The organism is Mucilaginibacter sp. OK283, assembly GCF_900110415.1.
In the GTDB taxonomy this organism is placed as follows: Bacteria; Bacteroidota; Bacteroidia; order Sphingobacteriales; family Sphingobacteriaceae; genus Mucilaginibacter.
Genome location: NZ_FODR01000001.1, coordinates 771,200 through 790,446 on the forward strand (window position 1 = coordinate 771,200; position 19,247 = coordinate 790,446).

18 protein-coding genes are annotated in these 19,247 nt (G+C 45.5%); 10 read left to right on the forward strand and 8 right to left on the reverse strand.

Annotation, left to right across the window (positions count from 1 at the left end; all coding sequences use genetic code 11):
* Positions 1 to 414: 414 nt before the first annotated feature.
* The gene (locus BMX56_RS03260) at positions 415 to 834 is read right to left on the reverse strand and encodes a nucleoside-diphosphate kinase (RefSeq protein ID WP_090640699.1); all 420 of its coding nucleotides are present in this window, start codon (positions 832 to 834) and stop codon (positions 415 to 417) included.
* 202 nt (positions 835 to 1,036) lie between these two features.
* On the opposite strand from BMX56_RS03260, the gene BMX56_RS03265 reads away from it, so the two are divergent.
* The 5 genes from BMX56_RS03265 to BMX56_RS03285 are packed head-to-tail and all read left to right on the forward strand — an operon-like array spanning position 1,037 to position 5,953.
* On the forward strand, positions 1,037 to 2,047 hold the full coding sequence (locus BMX56_RS03265; RefSeq protein WP_090640701.1) for a DHH family phosphoesterase: 1,011 nt from the start codon (positions 1,037 to 1,039) through the stop codon (positions 2,045 to 2,047).
* Between the two features lies 1 nt (position 2,048).
* Complete coding sequence (locus BMX56_RS03270) at positions 2,049 to 3,041, forward strand: FKBP-type peptidyl-prolyl cis-trans isomerase (RefSeq protein WP_090640704.1); 993 nt, start codon at positions 2,049 to 2,051, stop codon at positions 3,039 to 3,041.
* Positions 3,042 to 3,097: 56 nt separating this feature from the next.
* Positions 3,098 to 4,078, forward strand: coding sequence for an FKBP-type peptidyl-prolyl cis-trans isomerase (locus tag BMX56_RS03275; RefSeq protein WP_090640707.1), 981 nt, complete (start codon positions 3,098 to 3,100; stop codon positions 4,076 to 4,078).
* A 48-nt stretch (positions 4,079 to 4,126) separates the two neighbouring features.
* Positions 4,127 to 4,894, forward strand: coding sequence for a TatD family hydrolase (locus tag BMX56_RS03280; RefSeq protein ID WP_090640710.1), 768 nt, complete (start codon positions 4,127 to 4,129; stop codon positions 4,892 to 4,894).
* 36 nt (positions 4,895 to 4,930) lie between these two features.
* Entirely contained in the window at positions 4,931 to 5,953 is a 1,023-nt protein-coding gene (locus BMX56_RS03285) for an asparaginase (protein ID WP_090640713.1), read from the forward strand.
* A 258-nt stretch (positions 5,954 to 6,211) separates the two neighbouring features.
* Here the strand turns inward: BMX56_RS03285 and BMX56_RS03290 are convergent, their stop codons facing one another.
* Positions 6,212 to 6,757 carry a GNAT family N-acetyltransferase gene (locus BMX56_RS03290; protein ID WP_255369758.1) on the reverse strand — a complete coding sequence of 182 codons (546 nt, stop codon included), beginning with the start codon at positions 6,755 to 6,757 and terminating at the stop codon, positions 6,212 to 6,214.
* A 7-nt stretch (positions 6,758 to 6,764) separates the two neighbouring features.
* A complete protein-coding gene (locus BMX56_RS03295; protein WP_255369759.1) occupies positions 6,765 to 8,171 on the reverse strand; it encodes an MATE family efflux transporter in 1,407 nt (468 codons plus the stop codon).
* A 91-nt stretch (positions 8,172 to 8,262) separates the two neighbouring features.
* Here BMX56_RS03295 and BMX56_RS03300 point away from each other — a divergent pair, with 91 nt between their 5' ends.
* The 3 genes from BMX56_RS03300 to BMX56_RS03310 all read left to right on the forward strand — a co-directional run bounded on the left by BMX56_RS03300 (position 8,263) and on the right by BMX56_RS03310 (position 11,265).
* The gene (locus BMX56_RS03300; protein ID WP_090641675.1) at positions 8,263 to 9,132 is read left to right on the forward strand and encodes a LysR family transcriptional regulator; all 870 of its coding nucleotides are present in this window, start codon (positions 8,263 to 8,265) and stop codon (positions 9,130 to 9,132) included.
* Positions 9,133 to 9,512: 380 nt separating this feature from the next.
* Positions 9,513 to 10,115 (forward strand): TetR/AcrR family transcriptional regulator, encoded by a 603-nt coding sequence (locus BMX56_RS03305; protein ID WP_090640716.1) that lies wholly within the window; start codon positions 9,513 to 9,515, stop codon positions 10,113 to 10,115.
* A gap of 7 nt (positions 10,116 to 10,122) precedes the next feature.
* Positions 10,123 to 11,265 carry an FAD-dependent oxidoreductase gene (locus BMX56_RS03310; RefSeq protein WP_090640719.1) on the forward strand — a complete coding sequence of 381 codons (1,143 nt, stop codon included), beginning with the start codon at positions 10,123 to 10,125 and terminating at the stop codon, positions 11,263 to 11,265.
* 39 nt (positions 11,266 to 11,304) lie between these two features.
* Here the strand turns inward: BMX56_RS03310 and BMX56_RS03315 are convergent, their stop codons facing one another.
* From BMX56_RS03315 to BMX56_RS03335, 5 genes are all read right to left on the reverse strand, one after another.
* Positions 11,305 to 13,140 (reverse strand): DNA topoisomerase 3, encoded by a 1,836-nt coding sequence (locus tag BMX56_RS03315; protein WP_090640721.1) that lies wholly within the window; start codon positions 13,138 to 13,140, stop codon positions 11,305 to 11,307.
* A 247-nt stretch (positions 13,141 to 13,387) separates the two neighbouring features.
* Positions 13,388 to 14,512: an amidohydrolase family protein gene (locus BMX56_RS03320; RefSeq protein WP_177183698.1), complete on the reverse strand. Its 1,125-nt coding sequence runs from the start codon at positions 14,510 to 14,512 to the stop codon at positions 13,388 to 13,390.
* 341 nt (positions 14,513 to 14,853) lie between these two features.
* On the reverse strand, positions 14,854 to 15,210 hold the full coding sequence (locus tag BMX56_RS03325; protein WP_218152369.1) for a hypothetical protein: 357 nt from the start codon (positions 15,208 to 15,210) through the stop codon (positions 14,854 to 14,856).
* Positions 15,211 to 15,434: 224 nt separating this feature from the next.
* Positions 15,435 to 16,151 carry a pirin family protein gene (locus BMX56_RS03330; protein WP_090640731.1) on the reverse strand — a complete coding sequence of 239 codons (717 nt, stop codon included), beginning with the start codon at positions 16,149 to 16,151 and terminating at the stop codon, positions 15,435 to 15,437.
* Between the two features lie 182 nt (positions 16,152 to 16,333).
* On the reverse strand, positions 16,334 to 16,906 hold the full coding sequence (locus BMX56_RS03335; protein WP_090640735.1) for a Crp/Fnr family transcriptional regulator: 573 nt from the start codon (positions 16,904 to 16,906) through the stop codon (positions 16,334 to 16,336).
* A gap of 301 nt (positions 16,907 to 17,207) precedes the next feature.
* On the opposite strand from BMX56_RS03335, the gene BMX56_RS03340 reads away from it, so the two are divergent.
* Together BMX56_RS03340 and BMX56_RS03345 are read left to right on the forward strand one after the other, a co-directional pair.
* Positions 17,208 to 18,386, forward strand: coding sequence for a glycoside hydrolase family 172 protein (locus BMX56_RS03340; RefSeq protein WP_090640737.1), 1,179 nt, complete (start codon positions 17,208 to 17,210; stop codon positions 18,384 to 18,386).
* Positions 18,386 to 19,243: a fumarylacetoacetate hydrolase family protein gene (locus BMX56_RS03345; RefSeq protein WP_090640741.1), complete on the forward strand. Its 858-nt coding sequence runs from the start codon at positions 18,386 to 18,388 to the stop codon at positions 19,241 to 19,243. Before BMX56_RS03340 ends, BMX56_RS03345 begins: the two co-directional genes overlap by 1 nt.
* Positions 19,244 to 19,247: the final 4 nt, after the last annotated feature.

The window sequence follows — 19,247 nt, forward strand, 5'->3', positions numbered from 1 at the left end:
ACCGGGTAACAAATGCATCAAACGTAAATGGTAAATTATTGCTATCTTTCTCTTGATATGCGAAGCTGACGAGAGCGGATATGTTGCTTGATACCAAGATCATCGGTGATCATAGAATATACAAGAATAAACAGGCCAGGGATAACAAAAGCCAATTGAACCTCGGGATGGCTCTTATATAGCAAAATTGTTGATGTAGATAGGCATACAACAAGCAGTGTATATATGATAATCTTCAAAAACAATTTCATATCAAAATGAATTATATGGGTTTCTCCCGTTTTATAATAACTTAGATTTACAAAAATCTAACCGGTTTTGTAAATCTACAAAATTTATATTTAATAAGCCACACGGCGCAGCAAAATTATTTAGGGATGTAACGTTTGTATTACATCCCTAAGTACGAGGTTTTTAAAATTTCTCAAATGCCGAGAAAAAGAAACTGCCTTCAATAGCGGCATTTTCGTCCGAATCGGATCCGTGAACGGCATTTGCATCAATTGATTTTGCAAAAAGATTACGGATGGTACCTTCATCGGCTTTAGCAGGATCGGTAGCGCCAATCAGTTTACGAAAATCCTCAATGGCATTATCTTTCTCCAAAATAGCAGCCACTATTGGTCCAGACGACATAAATGTTACCAGGGCATTATAAAACGGGCGTTCTTTATGCACTTCATAAAACTGGCCTGCCTTTTCGGCGCTTAAAGCAGTGTATTTAAGTGCAATTATTTTAAAGCCGCTTTTGGTTATCTTGTCAATTATAGCACCAATATGTCCGTTTGCAACGGCATCAGGCTTAATCATGGTAAAAGTTCTGTTTGTGGTCATTATACTTAATTGTTTTTTTTGGTTTCAATGTGAAATGCAATCAGTATCTGCCTGCTATTCGCTTGGCGGTCACCGGTTGCTTATTATTTAAATTTTGCCGCAAAAGTAGCTTTTTACATCTGTAAGATAAAGCTTTTTGTATTAAAATAGATGGTTTGTATTTAATTTATTTATTTAGCTTTGCAACTCTTTTTTAAAATTGATGTTAGATTTAGCCGCGCTTACAGAACTTTTAGCAAGCCCCAAAAAAATAGTGATCACTACCCATCATAAACCTGATGGTGATGCTATGGGTTCGTCATTGGGTTTGTACAATTATTTGATACAGCAAGGTCACCATGCCTCGGTTATTGCGCCTACAGATTATCCCGCATTTTTAAGCTGGCTGCCCCGCAATGGCGATGTTATCATCTACACTGAACAGGCCGAAAAGTCGGCAGCGTTAATTGCCGATGCCGATCTAATATTTTGCCTTGATTTTAACGCCTTAAGCCGCATTAATGAAATGGGTGTTTTGGTAGGTGAAAGCAAGGCCTATAAAATCATGATAGATCATCACCTGGAACCCCAGGATTTCGATGATTATCGTCACTGGAACATTAATGCCTGCGCAACGGCCCAGCTCATTTACGATTTTATTGTTAACGAACTGCACCATCGGGAACTTATTAACGCCGATGTAGCAACCTGCTTATACACCGGCATCATGACCGATTCGGCATCGTTCCGCCTGCCCAATACTACATCAACCGTACACCGAATAGTGGCCGATTTGATTGATATGGGGGCAGTTAACTGGCGCATTCATGAACTGGTGTACAATAGCGCAACCGAAAACCGGTTAAGGTTTTTAGGGCATTGCCTGGCAAATTGCCTGGAAGTACTGCCCGAATACCATACCGCCATTATTGCCGTTAATAATACCGACCTGCATAAATACGATGTTGATACCGGCGATACCGAAGGCATTGTAAACTATGCGCTATCAATGGCCGACATCAAGCTGGCTGCATTTATAGTTGAACGTAGCGACAGGGTGAAACTTTCATTACGGTCAAAAGGCGAGTTCCCGGCAAACGAAATTTGTAAAAAGTATTTTGATGGCGGCGGTCACCGCAATGCAGCCGGCGGTCATTCAAGCAATACCCTTGAACAGGTTATACAACAATTTAAAACCATATTACCCGAATATAAAAAACTATTAAATCAATAAAATGAAACAAAAATTAATGTTCCTGGCCATTGCTGCAATTGGATTTACAAGTTGCAACGGAGGCTTTAAAAAAGGAGATGCCGGATTACTTTATAACATCCACACATCTAAAGGCGGTACGCATATTAAAGATGGCGATTTCGTAAGTGTAAATATGATTGTAAAAACCGATGGCGATTCGGTATTAAGCAATACTTATGATATGGGCCACCCTATCATTATTATGCCAATGCCTAAGCCACAGGCAAAAGGTGATATTTATGCCGGCCTTGAAATGCTTGGCGAAGGCGATAGCGCAACCTTTAAAGTACCTACCGACTCGATATTTAAAGGTGGCCAGCAGCGCCCGCCAAACCTGAAAGGCAAGTTCTTAATATTCCAGGTTAATATTAACAAAGTATTGGCAAAAGGCGCGCTTACCGAACAGGTTTTCCGTGGCAGGGTACAGGATTACTTAAAAACCCTTACCGAAGGCATGAAAGCGCAGGAGCCGGGCAAAATCAAAAAATACATTGCCGATCATAACCTTAAAGTTACAACTACAGCATCTGGCTTAAATTATGTTATTACCACGCCGGGTACAGGCCCAACCCCTGCAGTTGGCGATACCGCTGTTGTTAACTACACCGGCAGGCTTCCAAATGGTAAAATATTTGAAACCAGTGTTAAAGAAGTAGCGATAAAAGAAAAACAACCAATTGAACCAGGCCGCCCGTATGCACCTATCCGCATTCCTGTTGGACAGGGTAAAGTTATACCAGGCTGGGACGAAGGCTTGCAATTGATGAACAAAGGATCAAAAATCACTTTGGTTATCCCTTCGGCTATTGCTTATAAAGATCAGGGTGTTGGCCCAATCGGCCCATACACACCAATTATTTTCGAAATGGAAATGGTTGAAATTGTTAAACCTAATCCAAATGCGCCAAAACCGGTTGAGCCGCAGATGCAAATGCAACAGGCGCCAAGCCAGTCACAACCTACTCAAAAATAAGTTATAACTCTTTTACAGCCTTCCCGACACAAGTCAGGAAGGCTTTTTTTATTTTTATGAAAAACATATTTTATTTATTAACGGCCCTGTTTGGCGTAGCTACCTTAACCGCCCGTGCACAAAACGGTATGCAAACCACGCCGGCCGGCGCCCAATACCAGATTTTTACACATAACACCGGCGAAAAAATTAAACTGAACGATATTGTTTATTTTAATTATATCCAGATGACTGATAAAGATTCGGTTTTATATAGCTCATTTAAAACAGGCAAGCCTCAGCCTGCACAAATCCGCCCATCGCAAAACGTAGCCGATTTGATGGATATTTTCCCGCTGCTTACCCTGAACGATAGCGCAATGGTGAAAGTACCTACCGACTCTATTTTTAAAGGGCACGAAGAAGCGCGTCCGCCGTTTTTCCCTAAAGGCAGCAAACTGGTGTTTATCCTTAAAATTATCAAAGTTCAATCTTTACAGGAAGCTATGGCCGAACGTACAGCGGCTATCGAGAAGATGAAATCACAGGAAGCCACTGAAACCAACACCTATATAACAGCAAACAAACTAAGCCCGGTTACAACAGCATCCGGCTTAAAGTATATTGTAACCAAGGCATCTGCCTTACGCAAACCATTAAATGGCGATACAGTAATGGTTAACTATACCGGCTATTTATTAAACGGGCAGGTATTTGACACCAGTATACAGGCCAATGCCAAGGCAGCAGGTGTTGAGCAGCCTGGCCGCCCGTATGAACCTATACCTGTAGTATTGGGCTCTCACGGTGTAATACCCGGTTGGGAAGAAGGCCTGGCTTTGTTGAACGAAGGGGCAAAAGCAAAATTCATCATCCCGTCAAAATTGGGCTATGGCGAACAAGGTATGGGTAATGGCGCTATTCCGCCCTACGCAACCCTGGTGTTCGACCTTGAAATTGTAAAGGTAAAACCCGGAAAGCATGCGCCTGTTGCTGCCAAGCCCGGTATTAAACACACGTTAAAGAAAAAAACAACTGTATCTAAAAAGAAAAATTAAGCTTAAAAGCCTTCCTGATAAACCGGGGAGGCTTTTTACTTTTGTACCATGGTATTAACAGACACACATACCCACTTATACTATGAAACCATTGCCGGTAAACGCGCCGCCCTTGTGAAGCGTTGTATCGACAATGATATCAGCCGCTTATTTTTACCGAATGTAGATGCAGCATCGGTGCCCCTGGTTTATGACCTGGTACAAGCTTATCCCGGTTTATGTTACCCTATGCTGGGCCTGCATCCATGCTCGGTAAAGGCAGATTGGGAGCAGGAACTGGCAACCATTAAAGCGGCGCAAGGGCAACATCCAATTTACGCTATCGGTGAAATTGGTATCGACCTGTATTGGGACAAAACTTTTTTAACCGAACAGGTTGAAGCCTTCAAACAGCAGATTAACTGGGCAAAAAGCCTCGATCTGCCTATCGTAATTCATTGCCGTGATGCTTATAACGAGGTTTATGAAGTGTTACAGCAGGAAAACGACGACAAACTGCGCGGTATATTCCATTGCTTTGGCGGTACGGTGGAGCAGGCTCAACAGGTTATTGACCTGGGTTTTTACTTAGGGGTAGGCGGGGTGGTTACCTATAAAAATTCGGGGCTCGACAAAGTTGTGGCCGAAATTGATTTAAAGCATATAGTTTTAGAAACAGATTCTCCGTACCTTACACCCGTTCCGTTCCGGGGTAAACCTAATGAAAGCTCGTACTTGATTTACATTGCCCAAAAAGTGGCGGACCTGCACCAAACCAGTGTGGAGGAGGTTGCACGTGTTACAACCGAAAATTCCAGGCTGGTGTTTGGTGTTTAATAATTGAAATGATTTATACAGCATAAAACCTATTTAATGAGCCAGATACTGATCATTTACACCGGCGGTACCATAGGGATGATGAGCGATCCTGTGACTAAGGTGCTCAAGCCTATCAACTTTGAGCAAATAATGGATAACGTGCCGGAGTTGGAGAAACTGAACTGCCGGATTAAAGTACACTCTTTTGATGAGATCATTGATTCATCAAACATGAACCCAGCTATCTGGAGCGACCTGGCCGGCCTTATCGAGTCAAACTATCACGATAATGACGGCTTTGTAATCCTTCACGGCTCAGATACCATGGCCTATACTGCCTCGGCATTAAGCTTTATGCTCGAAAACCTGGGCAAGCCCATCATTTTTACAGGCTCGCAATTGCCTATCAGCGCCATCCGCACCGATGCGAAGGAAAATTTGATGACCGCCATCGAAATTGCCAAAGCCAAAAAGAATGACCGCGCCCGCGTACCCGAAGTTTGTATCTATTTTGATTACAAACTCTTCCGTGGTAACCGTGCCTTTAAATATAATTCGTCCAAATTCGAGGCCTTCCGGTCGCCAAATTATCCTATCCTGGCCGAGAGTGGCGTACACCTTAAGTTTAACGCCAATGATATCAGGCACCCGCAGGATGGGGACGAGCTTATCATCCACAACAACCTTATAAGCGATGTAGGTGTGTTAAAACTTTACCCTGGCATAGGCACAAAAGTGGTTGAGGCCATTTTAAATGCCGATGTACGGGGCGTTGTAATGGAAACATTTGGTGCCGGCAATACCACAACCGACACATGGTTTCTTAACCTGCTGGAAAAAGCTATTAAAGATGGTAAAGTGATTGTAGATATCTCGCAATGTAAAGTGGGCACCGTTGAGCTTGGCCGCTACGAAACCAGCAAACAACTTAAAGACATGGGCGTAGCCAACGGTTACGATATGACTTTTGAATCGGCAGTAACCAAAATGATGTACCTGCTGGGCAAGTTTGACGACCCGGCCCTGGTAAAACATTACATGGAAACAGATTTGCGGGGCGAGATAACAGTATCGTAGCCATAACGTATGCGCAATTTCTTGTGCGGGTATCGGCTTATTATGTAAAAACTTTTGTCATTTCGATGAGCGAGGAGGGCCTGTGAGGTGGCGCGAAGAGAAATCTTATACGCCCTGCATTTTGGTATGTTCATCGTAAGCACAGTCGTAAAAGATTTCTCCTCGTTCCTCGTTCGAAATGACAAAAGTTTTATTTAGGCGTATGTTTTTGGTTCAACATCAGTTCTTATCTGCTCAAAACAGTTATTCCTCCCAGCCTTACCCTAAATACCGTTTCATCATCAAATCTGTCTGCAAATCATCGCCCAGCCAAAAGTCGTGCGAGCCAAACACCTCAAAACCATTCTTTTTATAAAAAGCCAGCGCCTTGGCGTTGTGCTCCCAAACACCAAGCCATATATAGGCTTTCTTCATCTGCACGGCAATATCAACCGCCTTATCAAAAAGTAGCTGGCCCACCTTTTTGCCGTGAAAAGCTTTCAGCACGTAAATTCTTTCAACTTCTAAAGCATTATCATCCTTTACGTCGGTTTGTGCCGGCCCGTGGTTGATTTTTACGTAACCAACTATATTGCCATCAACCTGCGCCATGTAAAATTCCGAGCATGGGTTGTTAACTTCGGCGGCCAGTTTTTCATCGGCAAAAGCAGTTGCCAGGTAGTTCTCCATATTTTCGGGCGTGTTCAAATGCGCGAAGGCTTCGTTAAAGGTTTCGATGCCAATTGCTTTTAAAACCCGGATGTTTTGCATATCCACTTTAATAAACCGGATGCCGGCGCTGTTTATGGTCATTGTATCGGTCATGATGATATTATTGAGATTCGAGTTTTAATACGTTGTTAAATAAATTCTCCTGTTCTGCCGGCACGTTATCAGCATGCCTGTTGGCCAGGTGCCGGAAACGTAAGTAAAGCAGTACCGATGCCATTAACAGGCCGCTGTAAAGCCCCAGCCATACGCCAGTTAAGCCCATAGGGGTGTGCAGGCCCAGTAAAAAAGCCACCGGCAGGGCAACGCCCCAGTAGGCGGCCAGGTTAATTAACACCGGGTATTTTAAATCGCCAAGGCCCCGTAATATACCCAGGCTCACCACCTGCAGGCCGTCAAAAACCTCTAACCCGGCAGCTATAACAAACAGGTTGCCCACCATACTTACCACCTGCGGATCAACCGAGATAACTTTAGGCAAAACACCGTTTAACACTAACAATAGCACCCCGGTTACCAGGTGAAATACAATGGTAAGGTGATAGCTTGCCAATGCCGAAGCCCGCAGTAAATAAACCTTTGCCTGCCCCAAAAAGTAACCGGTTTGAATGGCCGCCGCCGTGCCTATACCGTTAACGGCGTAGTAAATAAACGATAGATAGTTCATGGCTATCTGGTATGCAGCCAGTTGCCTGGCCCCTATTATCCCTACTATAAAAACCGCAGCGCTAAAGGCGCTTATCTCAAAAATGTTTTGCAATACAATGGGAACACTGGTAGCCAGAATTTTTCTGAACCGCACGGCATCAAACTGAAAAGGGCGGCAACCTTGCAGGAATTTATTAAACCGCTGCGTTTTAAGTACAAATGCAGCCATAACTACGGCCATCAGCCCCCTATCGATAATGGCGCTGTAACCTATGCTTTTGGCGCCCATGGCCGGCATCCCGAATAAGCCTTTTACCAATATAATACCAACTACAATATTGATTACATTACCCCAAATGCTCACCTGCATAGCCAGCCTGGTAAAACCCAAACCTTCGGCAAACTGCTTAAACGATAAAAACAGCATCAAAGGGATAATAGACAATCCTAACAACACCAACAGCGGTTTGGCCTGTGCCACCACAGCCGCATCCAAACCAATATGCGCTATTAAGTATTGCCCGCCAAGCCATGTAACTATTAAGAGCATTAAGCCCGTCAGGACATTCACCACTATACTGTGCGACAACAAACGACCGCATTCCTTGTAGTTACCTGCCCCGTTTTCGCGTGCAACCAGCGGGGTTATGCCGTAGGATATGCCGATGGCAATAATAAGCATAAGGTTAAAAAAACCGTTGGCAATAGCCAGCGCAGCAAGCGGTACCGTGCCGGCAAAGTGCCCCAATATAATGGATGCCGAAAAGCCAACCAACGGATGCCCTACCTGCGATATCATTACCGGGTATGCCAAACGCGTGGTAGCGTTGTAATAGGTTTTATATTTTTTAAAAAAAGTCAAACGGTTTTTATTTGCTGTAAAAGTAACTGATCTATAAATGCTAAAAAATGCCTATTTTAGATTAATTAATGATTTTTATACATTAATAACTATGGACTTACAGCAGATAAAAAACTTTTTGGCCCTTGCAGATGAGCTTCATTTTTGGAATACATCGGCCAAACAAAACATTACCCAATCGGCATTGAGCAGGCAGATCAAATCGTTGGAGGATGAGTTGAACGTACAGTTATTTGAGCGCACCAAGCGCAGTGTTAAGCTAACCCCAGCCGGCGAATTCCTGAAAACCAAATGGGCTGATATTGTGGATGAGTTTAATTTTATTCACCAGTTTGCCAAAAAAATCGAACTCGGCGAAACCGGCTCTATCAGGATAGCACACCCGGATTCTATTTCGTTTTCTACCCTTCCGCAGCTGATACTTGACATTTCCGTTCGCTACCCCGAGTTGAAGGTTGAGATGATACAGCTGGCTTATGAAGACGAACAGGAATTTTTGACCAAATACAAGATCGACCTCAAATTCAGCCGCGACATGAACCGGCTGGATAATATCAGCACGATGAAAGTACAAACAGATCACCTTGCCTTGGTATTGCCCCAGGATCATGCGTTCAGGGAACTGGCTGATATTACTGCTGAATCATTACAAACGCAAAAGTTTATTATGCCCCGTTCCAACAGCAGCAGCAGCTATAGCCAGCTTACCCAACAGGTATTTGAACACTACGGCATATCGCCCGAATTTTCTTATACTTCGGATTTTGGCTCAACCATCATTTCGCTCATCACCAGGCAATTCGGCATCAGCATAATGCCTTACTCGTACGCCAACCAGGGTTACCAGGGCATCCGTTTTATTGAACTGCCCTTTGAAAGCAACCTGTTTGTACACTGGCGAACGGACGACCAAAGCCCCATCCTGAAAAACGTTTTGAAGATGATTGAAGCGATGGCATAGGAAGGAGAATGGGGTTCAAAATGAGAAGATTTTACAATTATCCATGACGTGTTGGACGTTACAGGAACATTCGGGTTGAACACTGGCCACGACTCACCCGGCCAAAGCTCCGCTGCTTCACCCTCTCTCCGGCTTACGCCGCAAAGAGGGTGAACTCTTTTTTGCTCCTCTATGCGACGCAGTCGGAGAGAGGCAGACGAGCGTAGCCTCGTCGGGGTGAGTCGACTGGCCGCCATGCGATACACTTCATTCCCCTTGTGCGTTCCCGCGTTTTATAACTGAATGTCGTGATTAAATCTGATAGTGAAAATATTTTATAAGTAAATAAACATTTACTTATTATTGCATCAGATTTCATTTCAAAGGAAATTGAACACAACATGCGTCCAAAAAACTTAGATAAAGAGCAAGCCATCCGTACCATAGCCTTGCAAATAATTGCCGACGAAGGGCTGGAAAACCTCACCATGCAAAAGCTGGCTAAGGCAGCCAATATCTCGCCGCGCACCATCTATATCAAATACGAAAACAAAGAAGATCTGCTGGTGAAGCTTTTTATTGAAGAAGTTTTGGGCGCTTACGAAAAAGCACTTTTAGCCGGGTTCGACCCTGCAATGCCTTTTGCCGATGGCTTAAAAAAGATTTGGCTAAACGCGTTTGAATACCTTACCGGCAACAGGCATGCCTTCGCGCTTATCCGGCATGGCAAAAGCTCGCCTTTGTTGAACAGGGCTTACCAGCAGGCAAACATACAGGAAGGGTATTTTTTTGCCCCTATTCGCCAATTTTTTCAGCTAAATATAGCGGCGGGGTTAATAAAAAACTTTCCGCATGATGCGCTCCGGGCATTGCTGTTTTCGGCCATTTTTGATTTGGTTACCGAATACTTTGATTACCAGGAGCGTCCAACTCAAATTATTACCCAACAAACCCTTTTAGATTGCTGCGATGTGCTGATAAAAGGGATAATGATTAATCCATAATAAAACAATGAATACCATTAAAAGTAAAAAAATAGCCATTATAGGTGCTGGTCCGGGCGGGCTTACCCTGGCAAGGTTGCTGCAAATGAATGGCAGCAACATAAAAGTTTATGAACGTGATGCCCACGCCGATGCACGCCCAAAAGGCGCAACGCTCGATCTGCATGACGATTCGGGACTTAAGGCTATTCGCGAGGCCGGGCTTATGGATGCCTTTATGGCCAATTACCGTCCCGATGCCGGCAGGATGCGCATAGCAGATAAAAATGCAAATATCGTACTGGAAGATAACGAAGAAAAAGAGGGCGCGCATTTCCGCCCGGAAATTGATCGTGGCCCATTGCAAAAAATCCTGCTGGAATCATTACAACCCGGAACGGTGATATGGGACAGCCAGTTTTCGGCACTACATCCCCAGGGCGCTGGCTGGCAAATTGACTTTAAAAATGGCAATTCCAATTATGCCGATGTGGTAATTGCTGCGGATGGCGCCAACTCCAAAATCCGCCCTTATATTACGCCCATTAAGCCTTTTTACTCGGGCGTTACGGTGGTAGAGGGGGCTGTTTATAATTCGGCCATAGCCAGCCCGCGCATTCATCAGCTTTTAAATGGCGGCAAGATATTTGCCATGGGCGATGAAAAATCCATCATTGTAAGCTCAAAAGGCGATGGCAGCCTGGTATTTTATACCGGCTGTAACAAGCCCGAACATTGGGGCCGCGAAAGCGGGATTGATTTTACCGATAAAACGCAGGTTATTGCCTGGTTTAAACGTGAATTTACAGGCTGGGACAACATTTGGCTGGAACTGTTTGAAAGTGCCGATGCTGCCTTTGTATTGCGCCCTCAATATTGTATGCCGCTTGATCAAACCTGGGATGCACTGCCCAACTTAACTATACTTGGCGATGCAGCCCACCTGATGCCCCCTTATGCAGGCGAAGGCGTAAATATGGCCATGCTGGATGCGTTGGAACTAAGCCAATGCCTTACCGGCGATAATTTTACAGATCTGCCATCTGCAATTGCGGCTTACGAAAACCAAATGCGCATGCGGGCATCCCAGGTTGCTGCCACCACCATGGAATCAACAGCGGCGCTGCATTCAAAGGATGCTTTAGCTTATTTAATAGATGTGATTAGTTAAACCAATGCTACAATTAAGCAAATTCAGCGCCGAAGGTTATTACACCACAACCGGTTCAATCTTCAATGCCTTGCCTTCGCGCAGTAACTCCTGGGTAATCGCGCGGGTATAGGTCTTGATTTCTTCCTGAAAATCGGCAACGGATGCACCGGTACGGATCTCTTCCAGGCGTTTTTCCCAGTTACCTGTCAGTTCGGCCTGGGCTATTTGCTGGTTTTTTACCACCTGGTATACCGCCAGCCCGGTTGGGGTAGGTGCCAGGTTCTTTTTTTCGCGGAGGATGTAGTTACGTTTCAGCAATGTTTCGATAATGGATGCACGGGTAGCCGGGGTGCCCAGGCCACTATCCTTCATGGCATAACGCAATTCTTCGTCGTCAATTTCTTTTCCGGCCGTTTCTAAAGCTTTAAGCAGGCTGGCTTCGTTATAAAGAGGCTTGGGCTTGGTTTGTTTCTCTAACAAAGCCTTATCTGTAATAGGCAGCATTTCGCCCTGTTGTACTTTGGGCAGGGTTGGGTTTTCCTCGTCCTTTTTTTCCTCGTCGGTATCGTTAAATACGGCCCGCCAGCCCGGTGTTTGTATAACGGTACCGCTGGCCATAAACAACGAGCCTGATTCGATGGTAATCTTGGTGATCTCCTTAATACAATCCTGGTGAAATGCTTCCAGCATGCGGCCGGCAACCATATCGTAAACAGCCTGTTTATCGGGCGTTAGCTGGTAAGGAGGTTCGCCGGTGGTTAGTATGGCATGGTGGTCGGTTACCTTTTTGGCGTTTACACTGCGCTTGCTCAGCTTGGCCCCATATAACAGGGTGGCCTGTTTGCCAAAGTCGGGGTGCTCCTTTAACTTTTCAATCAAATCAGGTACGCCGGCAAATACATCATCACCAATATAACGACTGCCTGTACGCGGATAGGTTACCAGCTTACCCTCGTACAGGTTTTGGAGGATGTTAAGGGTTTGATCGGCAGTGAAGCCCTTGCGTTTGTTGGCTTCCTGCTGCAGGCTGCTCAGGTCGTGCAATAAGGGTGGTGGTTCTTTACGGGGCTTGGCCTCTACATTAACAACATGAGCACCTTGCGGAAAGCCCGATGCCACATCCTGTACCTTATCAAAAATAACCTGCGCTTCTTCTTTAGTTTTAAAGTTGCTTACCGAAATGGCTTTAAACACCTGCCCGTCCTTATCGGGCTGAATGCTTACCTGGTAATACAACTGGGGCACAAAATTCTTATTATCCAGGTAGCGCGAACAGATCATGGCCAGTGTAGGAGTTTGCACCCTGCCTAACGACAGTACGCCCCTATTGCCCGACGACAGGCTTAAGGCCTGGGTGGCATTCATCCCCACCAGCCAATCCGACTGTGACCGGCAATGCGCCGAATTGAACAGCGTATCATAATCGCTGCCCGGTTTCAGGTTGCGGAAACCTTCTTTAATAGCCTCATCCGTTTGTGATGAGATCCAGAGCCTTTTAAAAGGCTTTTTGCATTTAAGATAATAATAAATATAGCGAAATATGAGTTCGCCCTCGCGCCCCGCATCCGTTGCTACAATAATTTCGGTAGCTTCGTCAAACAGGCTTTTGATAATATCCAGCTGTTTTTTCACCGATGGATCATCAATCATCCCATCCTTTGATTTTACCTTACGGATAGAGAGTTTGAATTTGGGCGGCAGCATAGGCAGGTTTTGAACGCTCCAGCCGTAATAGCCGTATTCTTGCGGGGCTGCCAGTTGTAGCAAGTGGCCAAATGCCCAGGTAAAAGTATAGCCCTTCCCCTCCATATAGCCGTCTTTTTTGGTGGTAGCACCAAATACTTTGGCAATTTCGCGGGCAACGGATGGCTTTTCGGCTATAATAACTTTCATTTGAGTTCGTTGGTTCACTTGTTCATTAGTTTATTGGTGAATAGTTTGATACTCATCGCTTCGATATTCGCGTAGCTTAATTGTTTGCAAGCAATACGATAAGCGGGGCGACCAACAAATTAATTTAGAACCGGGGAACAAATATATAAACTAAAGGCGCCACAGAAGCAAACTAATTACCAAGGAAGTGGCGAGCTATGCTAAGACACAACAAAATCAAAAAAGAACCTGCATATCAGGTCAAGGATTATTTTTGATAAATCCTACCTCTTTTAATCACCATTTCTACCGATTTAATGTTGTCTATATCATTTAAAGGGTTGTGAGTAAGCACCAATAAATCTGCATCCATACCAACACCGATACTTCCCTTGGTAGCTTGCAGGTTTAATGCGGCCGCGCTATTTTTTGTCGCCGCCACAATGGCATCAAAAGGACTAAACGCAGCATCGGTTATGAGCAATCGCATTTCGTCTTGTACAAATTGTTCCTGATCATCATCAGTACCGGCACAAATAGTGACGCCTGCTTTGTAAGCCCGCGCAGTAATCCGTTTGGCAATCTCATAATCCCATTGCATCGATGTGTCACTTGTCGCCCATTTTTTATAAGTCAGCAGCGTTGCATCAAATACGGTGTGATGTTGTTTCATCTGGCTGAACAATTCATCAAGCGCTGGTACCGCTTTATCCCAAAAAGCGGCATCATGATGGCTTTTCTTCCAAAAATCGGGCACCTTATCAATTTTTTCATAGATCAGCAACGGTGCGTGTGAAATGGAAATACAGCCGGCTTTAACAAGGTCGGAAGGCTTTGCACCCTGCAACCAGGCATGCGACCATACCGACATGTTCTGTCTTTTTGCTTCATCTACAATTTTGTTGGCTAATACGCCGGAAAGATTTGCATATAATTTAATACCACTGGCTCCGCATCCTTTTGCCTGGGCCACCGCCAACAGCATATTAGTTGTATCTGTTACCGCTTTCATATAGGGCATATTTCCTGCCATACCACCTTTAGTAGCTGCTTGTGTTCTTGGATCACTAAAAAATGAAGGGCCTGCCATTAATGCAGAATAGTAAATTTCCGGTGATGTTATTTCACCTTCATTGGCATCGCGGCCAAGTTCGGCCAATACCCTTCCATCGCCCGCCATATCCCTAACTGTTGTTATGCCGCTGTAAAGCATTTGCTTTAATGCCTCTAAAGTGTGTGAACGATTATCTGTACCGCTTGGGTCGGTAGCCATATGCACATGACTATCAATTAAACCAGGGAGTAAATATTTCCCCTTTAAACTAACCACGACGGCAGAATCAGGAAATGTCCTGGTTCCGGTTGGAAGAATTTCGGTAATTCGCCCATCCATAATCACAACAGTCTGATGCATGGCCGGGGCCTGATGCCCGGCATCAATTATAGTTGCGTCGTTAAGTACTAAGAGGTGTGGTTTAAACTGCGCGTAAGAAAGGCAGGGAATCAAACAAAAAAATAAGATATAACAAGAGTAAAATTTCATACTTCCGGCTTGGGTAATTCAATGTTACTGCAATTTAACAATTATTATCCGGCAAATAGTGGCGTGCGCCTGTGTTTTCAGTTTTATCAGCCCTACACATTTTTAGAGGAGATCTGATAAATCATCCTGCCGCCATAACCAAGCTCCCGCCAAACCAGGCCAATGAACTAATGAACCAGTGAACCAATGAACTAACGGAGCGCCTCATATATCTCGGCAGCAAGTAAGCCACTGCCGCCACCGTAGTGTTGTACAATGCGGATATCAGGCTTACAATTACGAAAGTATTGGCTAAGCCGGTTTTCAGATTCGGGTGGGATGCCGCCACCGAGGAGTACCAGGGTAAACCTCTGCGCATCAAAAGCCTGGATAGCTTCATCGTCGGTTTGGCAGCCGGTGGCATTCCAGGCCGGATTGTTGTTCACCAGGCGCACTACCGTTGCCAAAATTTCGGGGTGGCGACCGATGACGAGGATAGGAACAGCGGGAGCTGAAGCCCCGCCTAAATCCTCCCCTGAAGGGGAGGACTTTTGATTATCTTGATTCATAGTTGTTATATTTTACTGTCATTGATTATCAATACCACATATCCGTCATTGCGAGGTACGAAGCAATCTCCGAACTGAGCAAATCCGCTTAGCAGGCGACGAGGTTGCCACGCTGCGCTCGCAATGACATAGTTTTAATCCATTTCATGCATCATCTACACATCTTAAACAGCAAAGCCATAAACGAAGTTAATTTGCATATCTGCACATTTAAAATCTGCACATCAAAAGCTCATCGGCACTTCCATCAGTAAAAATTCCGCGTCGGTGCTTGCGGTGATGGTAAAACTTTCGGCATCCCAAATACCCAATGCATCACGGGTGCCAACCGCTTGCCCATCAATCTGCACTTCGCCGCTTAATACAAATGCGTATACGCCGTTGCCGGGTTTGTGGATAGTATAATCAGTACTTACGCCTGCATCAAATTTACCCAGGTTAAACCATGCGTCCTGGTGAATCCATACACCTGCATCGTCCGGATTGGGCGATAGTACCTGTTGCAGTTTATTATGGCGGTCATCAAGATTAAGGGTAAGCTGGTCGTACCGGGGCTCAACGTTGCGTTGGTTGGGATAAATCCAGATTTGCAGAAATTTTACCCGCTTGTCGGGGTCCTGGTTGTACTCGCTGTGATAAATACCGGTACCGGCGCTCATAGCCTGGATGTCGCCATTTTTAATAACGGCCACATTATTCATGCTGTCTTCATGCTCCAGGTTGCCTTCCAATGGTATGCTAATGATCTCCATGTTATCATGCGGATGTTTGCCAAAGCCCATCCCGGCGTCCACAGTATCGTCATTTAAAACGCGCAGTGCGCCAAAGTTCATTCTTTCGGGGTTGTAATAACTGCCAAAGCTGAAAGAATGGTAGCTGTTCAGCCAGCCGTGGTTAGCGTGCCCCCTTGTTTCGGCTTTATGTAAAATGGTTTGTGCCATGATGTTGTTTCCTCTGTTTTGTTGATATAAAGGTACAGCGGATTTGGCAAGGGGGAGTTGATGTAGATTAAGTTTTTCAGGTTCGGGTTGCGTGGTTCGAGGTGTGGGTGGCAGAGCCTGAGAAAAAACGGTTGAAACTGTATCCGCCTTGCCACCAGTACCCCGAACCTCGCAACCGGCAACTACCTTCTGCTCCTCATCCTGCTAAAAAATTCCGGCGTAACGCCAATGTATGATGCTATTTGCTTTTGGGGCAGGGTGTAGATCAGCGTGGGGTAGCGTTTGCAAAAGTTGTTGTAGCGGTCTTCGGCCGTAAGGCTGAGGCCGTCAATAAGGCGTTGCTGACTTGCAACCAGCGAATTCTCTACCAATACCCGGAAAAAGTGCTCAAACTTGGGAATTTGCTTATACAACGCTTCCTGGTTGGCTTTACTCAGCAACAATACTTCAGTATCTTCCAGCGCCTCTACGTTCAGAATGCCCGGCTTTTGGCTTATCAGGCTGTACATATCGGCCATCCACCAATCTACCGGGGCAAAGCTTAGCACATGTTCAATGCCATTTTTATCAACCGTAAACCCGCGCAGGCAGCCCGAAGTAACAAAGGCCGAGTGTTTGCATATATCGCCATCGCTCAACCAAAATTGTTTGCGCTTTATGGTTTGCGGCCGTAGCATGCCGGTAAAAATACTCTGCTCATCGGCGGTTAAATGAATGTGTTTGGCAATGTTGTTTAGTATAAGGATAAATGACATATACAAAGGTAAGGAAGCCCCACCTAAATCCTCCCCTAAAGGGGAAGACTTTAAAAGAATAACATGCCAATTAAAAGTCTCCCCCTTCAGGGAGAGATTTAGAGCAGGGCTTCCCCATGCTAATATCCTTGAAGTTTATGCTAATAAAGCGGGTTGTAATAAAAAAAATTATCTTTATGATTGTGACCGGCTTTGGGCTCATTGTGCATAAAGCAAGCGTTACAGCAAATAAATAAGGTATTGCATTTTACCAATTGATGCATTATTGATTTTTTACTAACAGATAACCTATGTTTTTAAGATGAAAAATTATGTTTTATTATTGCTGAGCTGGATGTTTGTTTTACTGGCAACACCGGCCGCGTTTGCCCAAAAAAAGTTTAATGGTTTGGATGTCGGCCTTGGCAACCTGTACCGTACCAGCGATGCCAAAACCCGGTCGATAAGCCCCGAAAATTTTAATGGAGAAAAGGGTAAAGGCGGCATGGCCACTACCGGTACGGGAAGTAACGCATCCCGCGATTTGGGCCAAACCTGGAAGGTGAGCCCAAGCGTTGTCATAAAAAAACACACCACCTTTACCATTGCCGAAATTAACGAAAGCGGCGCTATACAACACATCTGGATGACGCCTACCGGCAACTGGCGCTACAGTATACTCCGTTTTTATTGGGACGATGAAACTACCCCCGCTGTTGAAGTTCCCGTTGGCGACTTTTTTTGCATGGGCTGGGGCAAATATTCGCCGCTGGCCAGTTTAGCGGTGGCAGTTAACCCGGGCAGTGCCTTTAATTGCTACTGGCCTATGCCGTTCCGCAAAAAATGCCGCATCACCATGGAAAACATTGATGATAACGATATGGTGCTCTATTATCAGGTTGATTATACGCTAACGGATATTCCCGATGATGCTGGCTACTTCCACGCGCAGTTTAGGCGTACCAACCCGCTGCCCTATAAAAAAGATTATGTTTTGGTGGATAGCATTGCAGGCAAGGGACAGTATGTGGGCACTTATTTAGCCTATGGCAGCCACAAAAACGGCTGGTGGGGCGAGGGCGAGATTAAGTTTTTTATGGATGGCGATACCAAATTCCCTACTATAAACGGCACCGGTACCGAGGATTATTTCTGCGGATCATATGACTTTGATACCCGCCATAAGGACGCCAACGGCAAAGAGAAGAACGAAACCGAATACACCGAATTTAATACGCCCTACAGCGGCCTTGCCCAGGTAATTGGCGGCGATGGCCACTATACCGTGGCCCAGCGCTTCGGCCTGTACCGCTGGCATATTGTTGACCCCATCAGGTTCGAAAAAAGCCTGAAAGTAACCATCCAGGCACTGGGCTGGCGACACGATGGGCGGTATATGCCTTTGCAGGATGATATTGCATCTACCGTATTTTGGTACCAAACCGGCCCAACTAACCCATTCCCCAAATTACCCTCGCGCGACGAACTGGAAGTAAACTGATGAAGCTATACAAAATTGCCAAAGGCATCCTGCTGGAGCATGAAGGTGCCGCTTACATTATTGATGATAGTTGGGATAAACTGGTGAACCGCGATAACCTGGCCGCCTACCTGCAATCCGTTATTGACGACACTACGCCGTTAACTGCCGGCGTACACCAGGAATTTACCAACAGCCAGGCGCTGCCGCCCATTGGCACGCAGGAGGTCTGGGCCGCGGGCGTAACCTATTTAAAAAGCCGCGACGCCCGGATGGAAGAATCGGAAAGCTCGGGCGGGGCCAGTTTGTACGATAAGGTTTATGATGCCCCCCGGCCCGAACTGTTTTTTAAAGCCACGCACTACCGGGTAAGTGGCCATGGCGGCGAGGTGTACATCCGCAAAGATTCTGAATGGAACGTGCCGGAACCCGAACTGACGCTGTACATCAACAGCAAAGGCAATATCCAGGGCTATACCATCGGCAACGATATGAGTTCGCGTAGTATTGAGGGCGAAAATGCCCTGTACCTGCCGCAAGCCAAAATCTACGAAAAAAGCGCCGCGCTCGGCCCATGCTTATATGTAAGTGCAGAACCATTGCCTGCCGATTCGGCCATCAAACTGCTCATCAAAAGGGATGGTGCTGCGGTGTACCAGGATGAAACCACCATATCGCGCATTAAACGCTCTTTTACCGAACTGGCGGGCTATTTATATGCCGAGTGCGATTTTCCGCAGGGTTGTTACCTCATGACGGGTACGTGCCTGGTGCCGCCGCCAACGTTCACTTTGCAAGTAGGCGATGAAATTTATATCAGCATAGATCACATCGGCACCATGATCAATACTATCGGTATTAACCCAAAACATAAATAAGCCA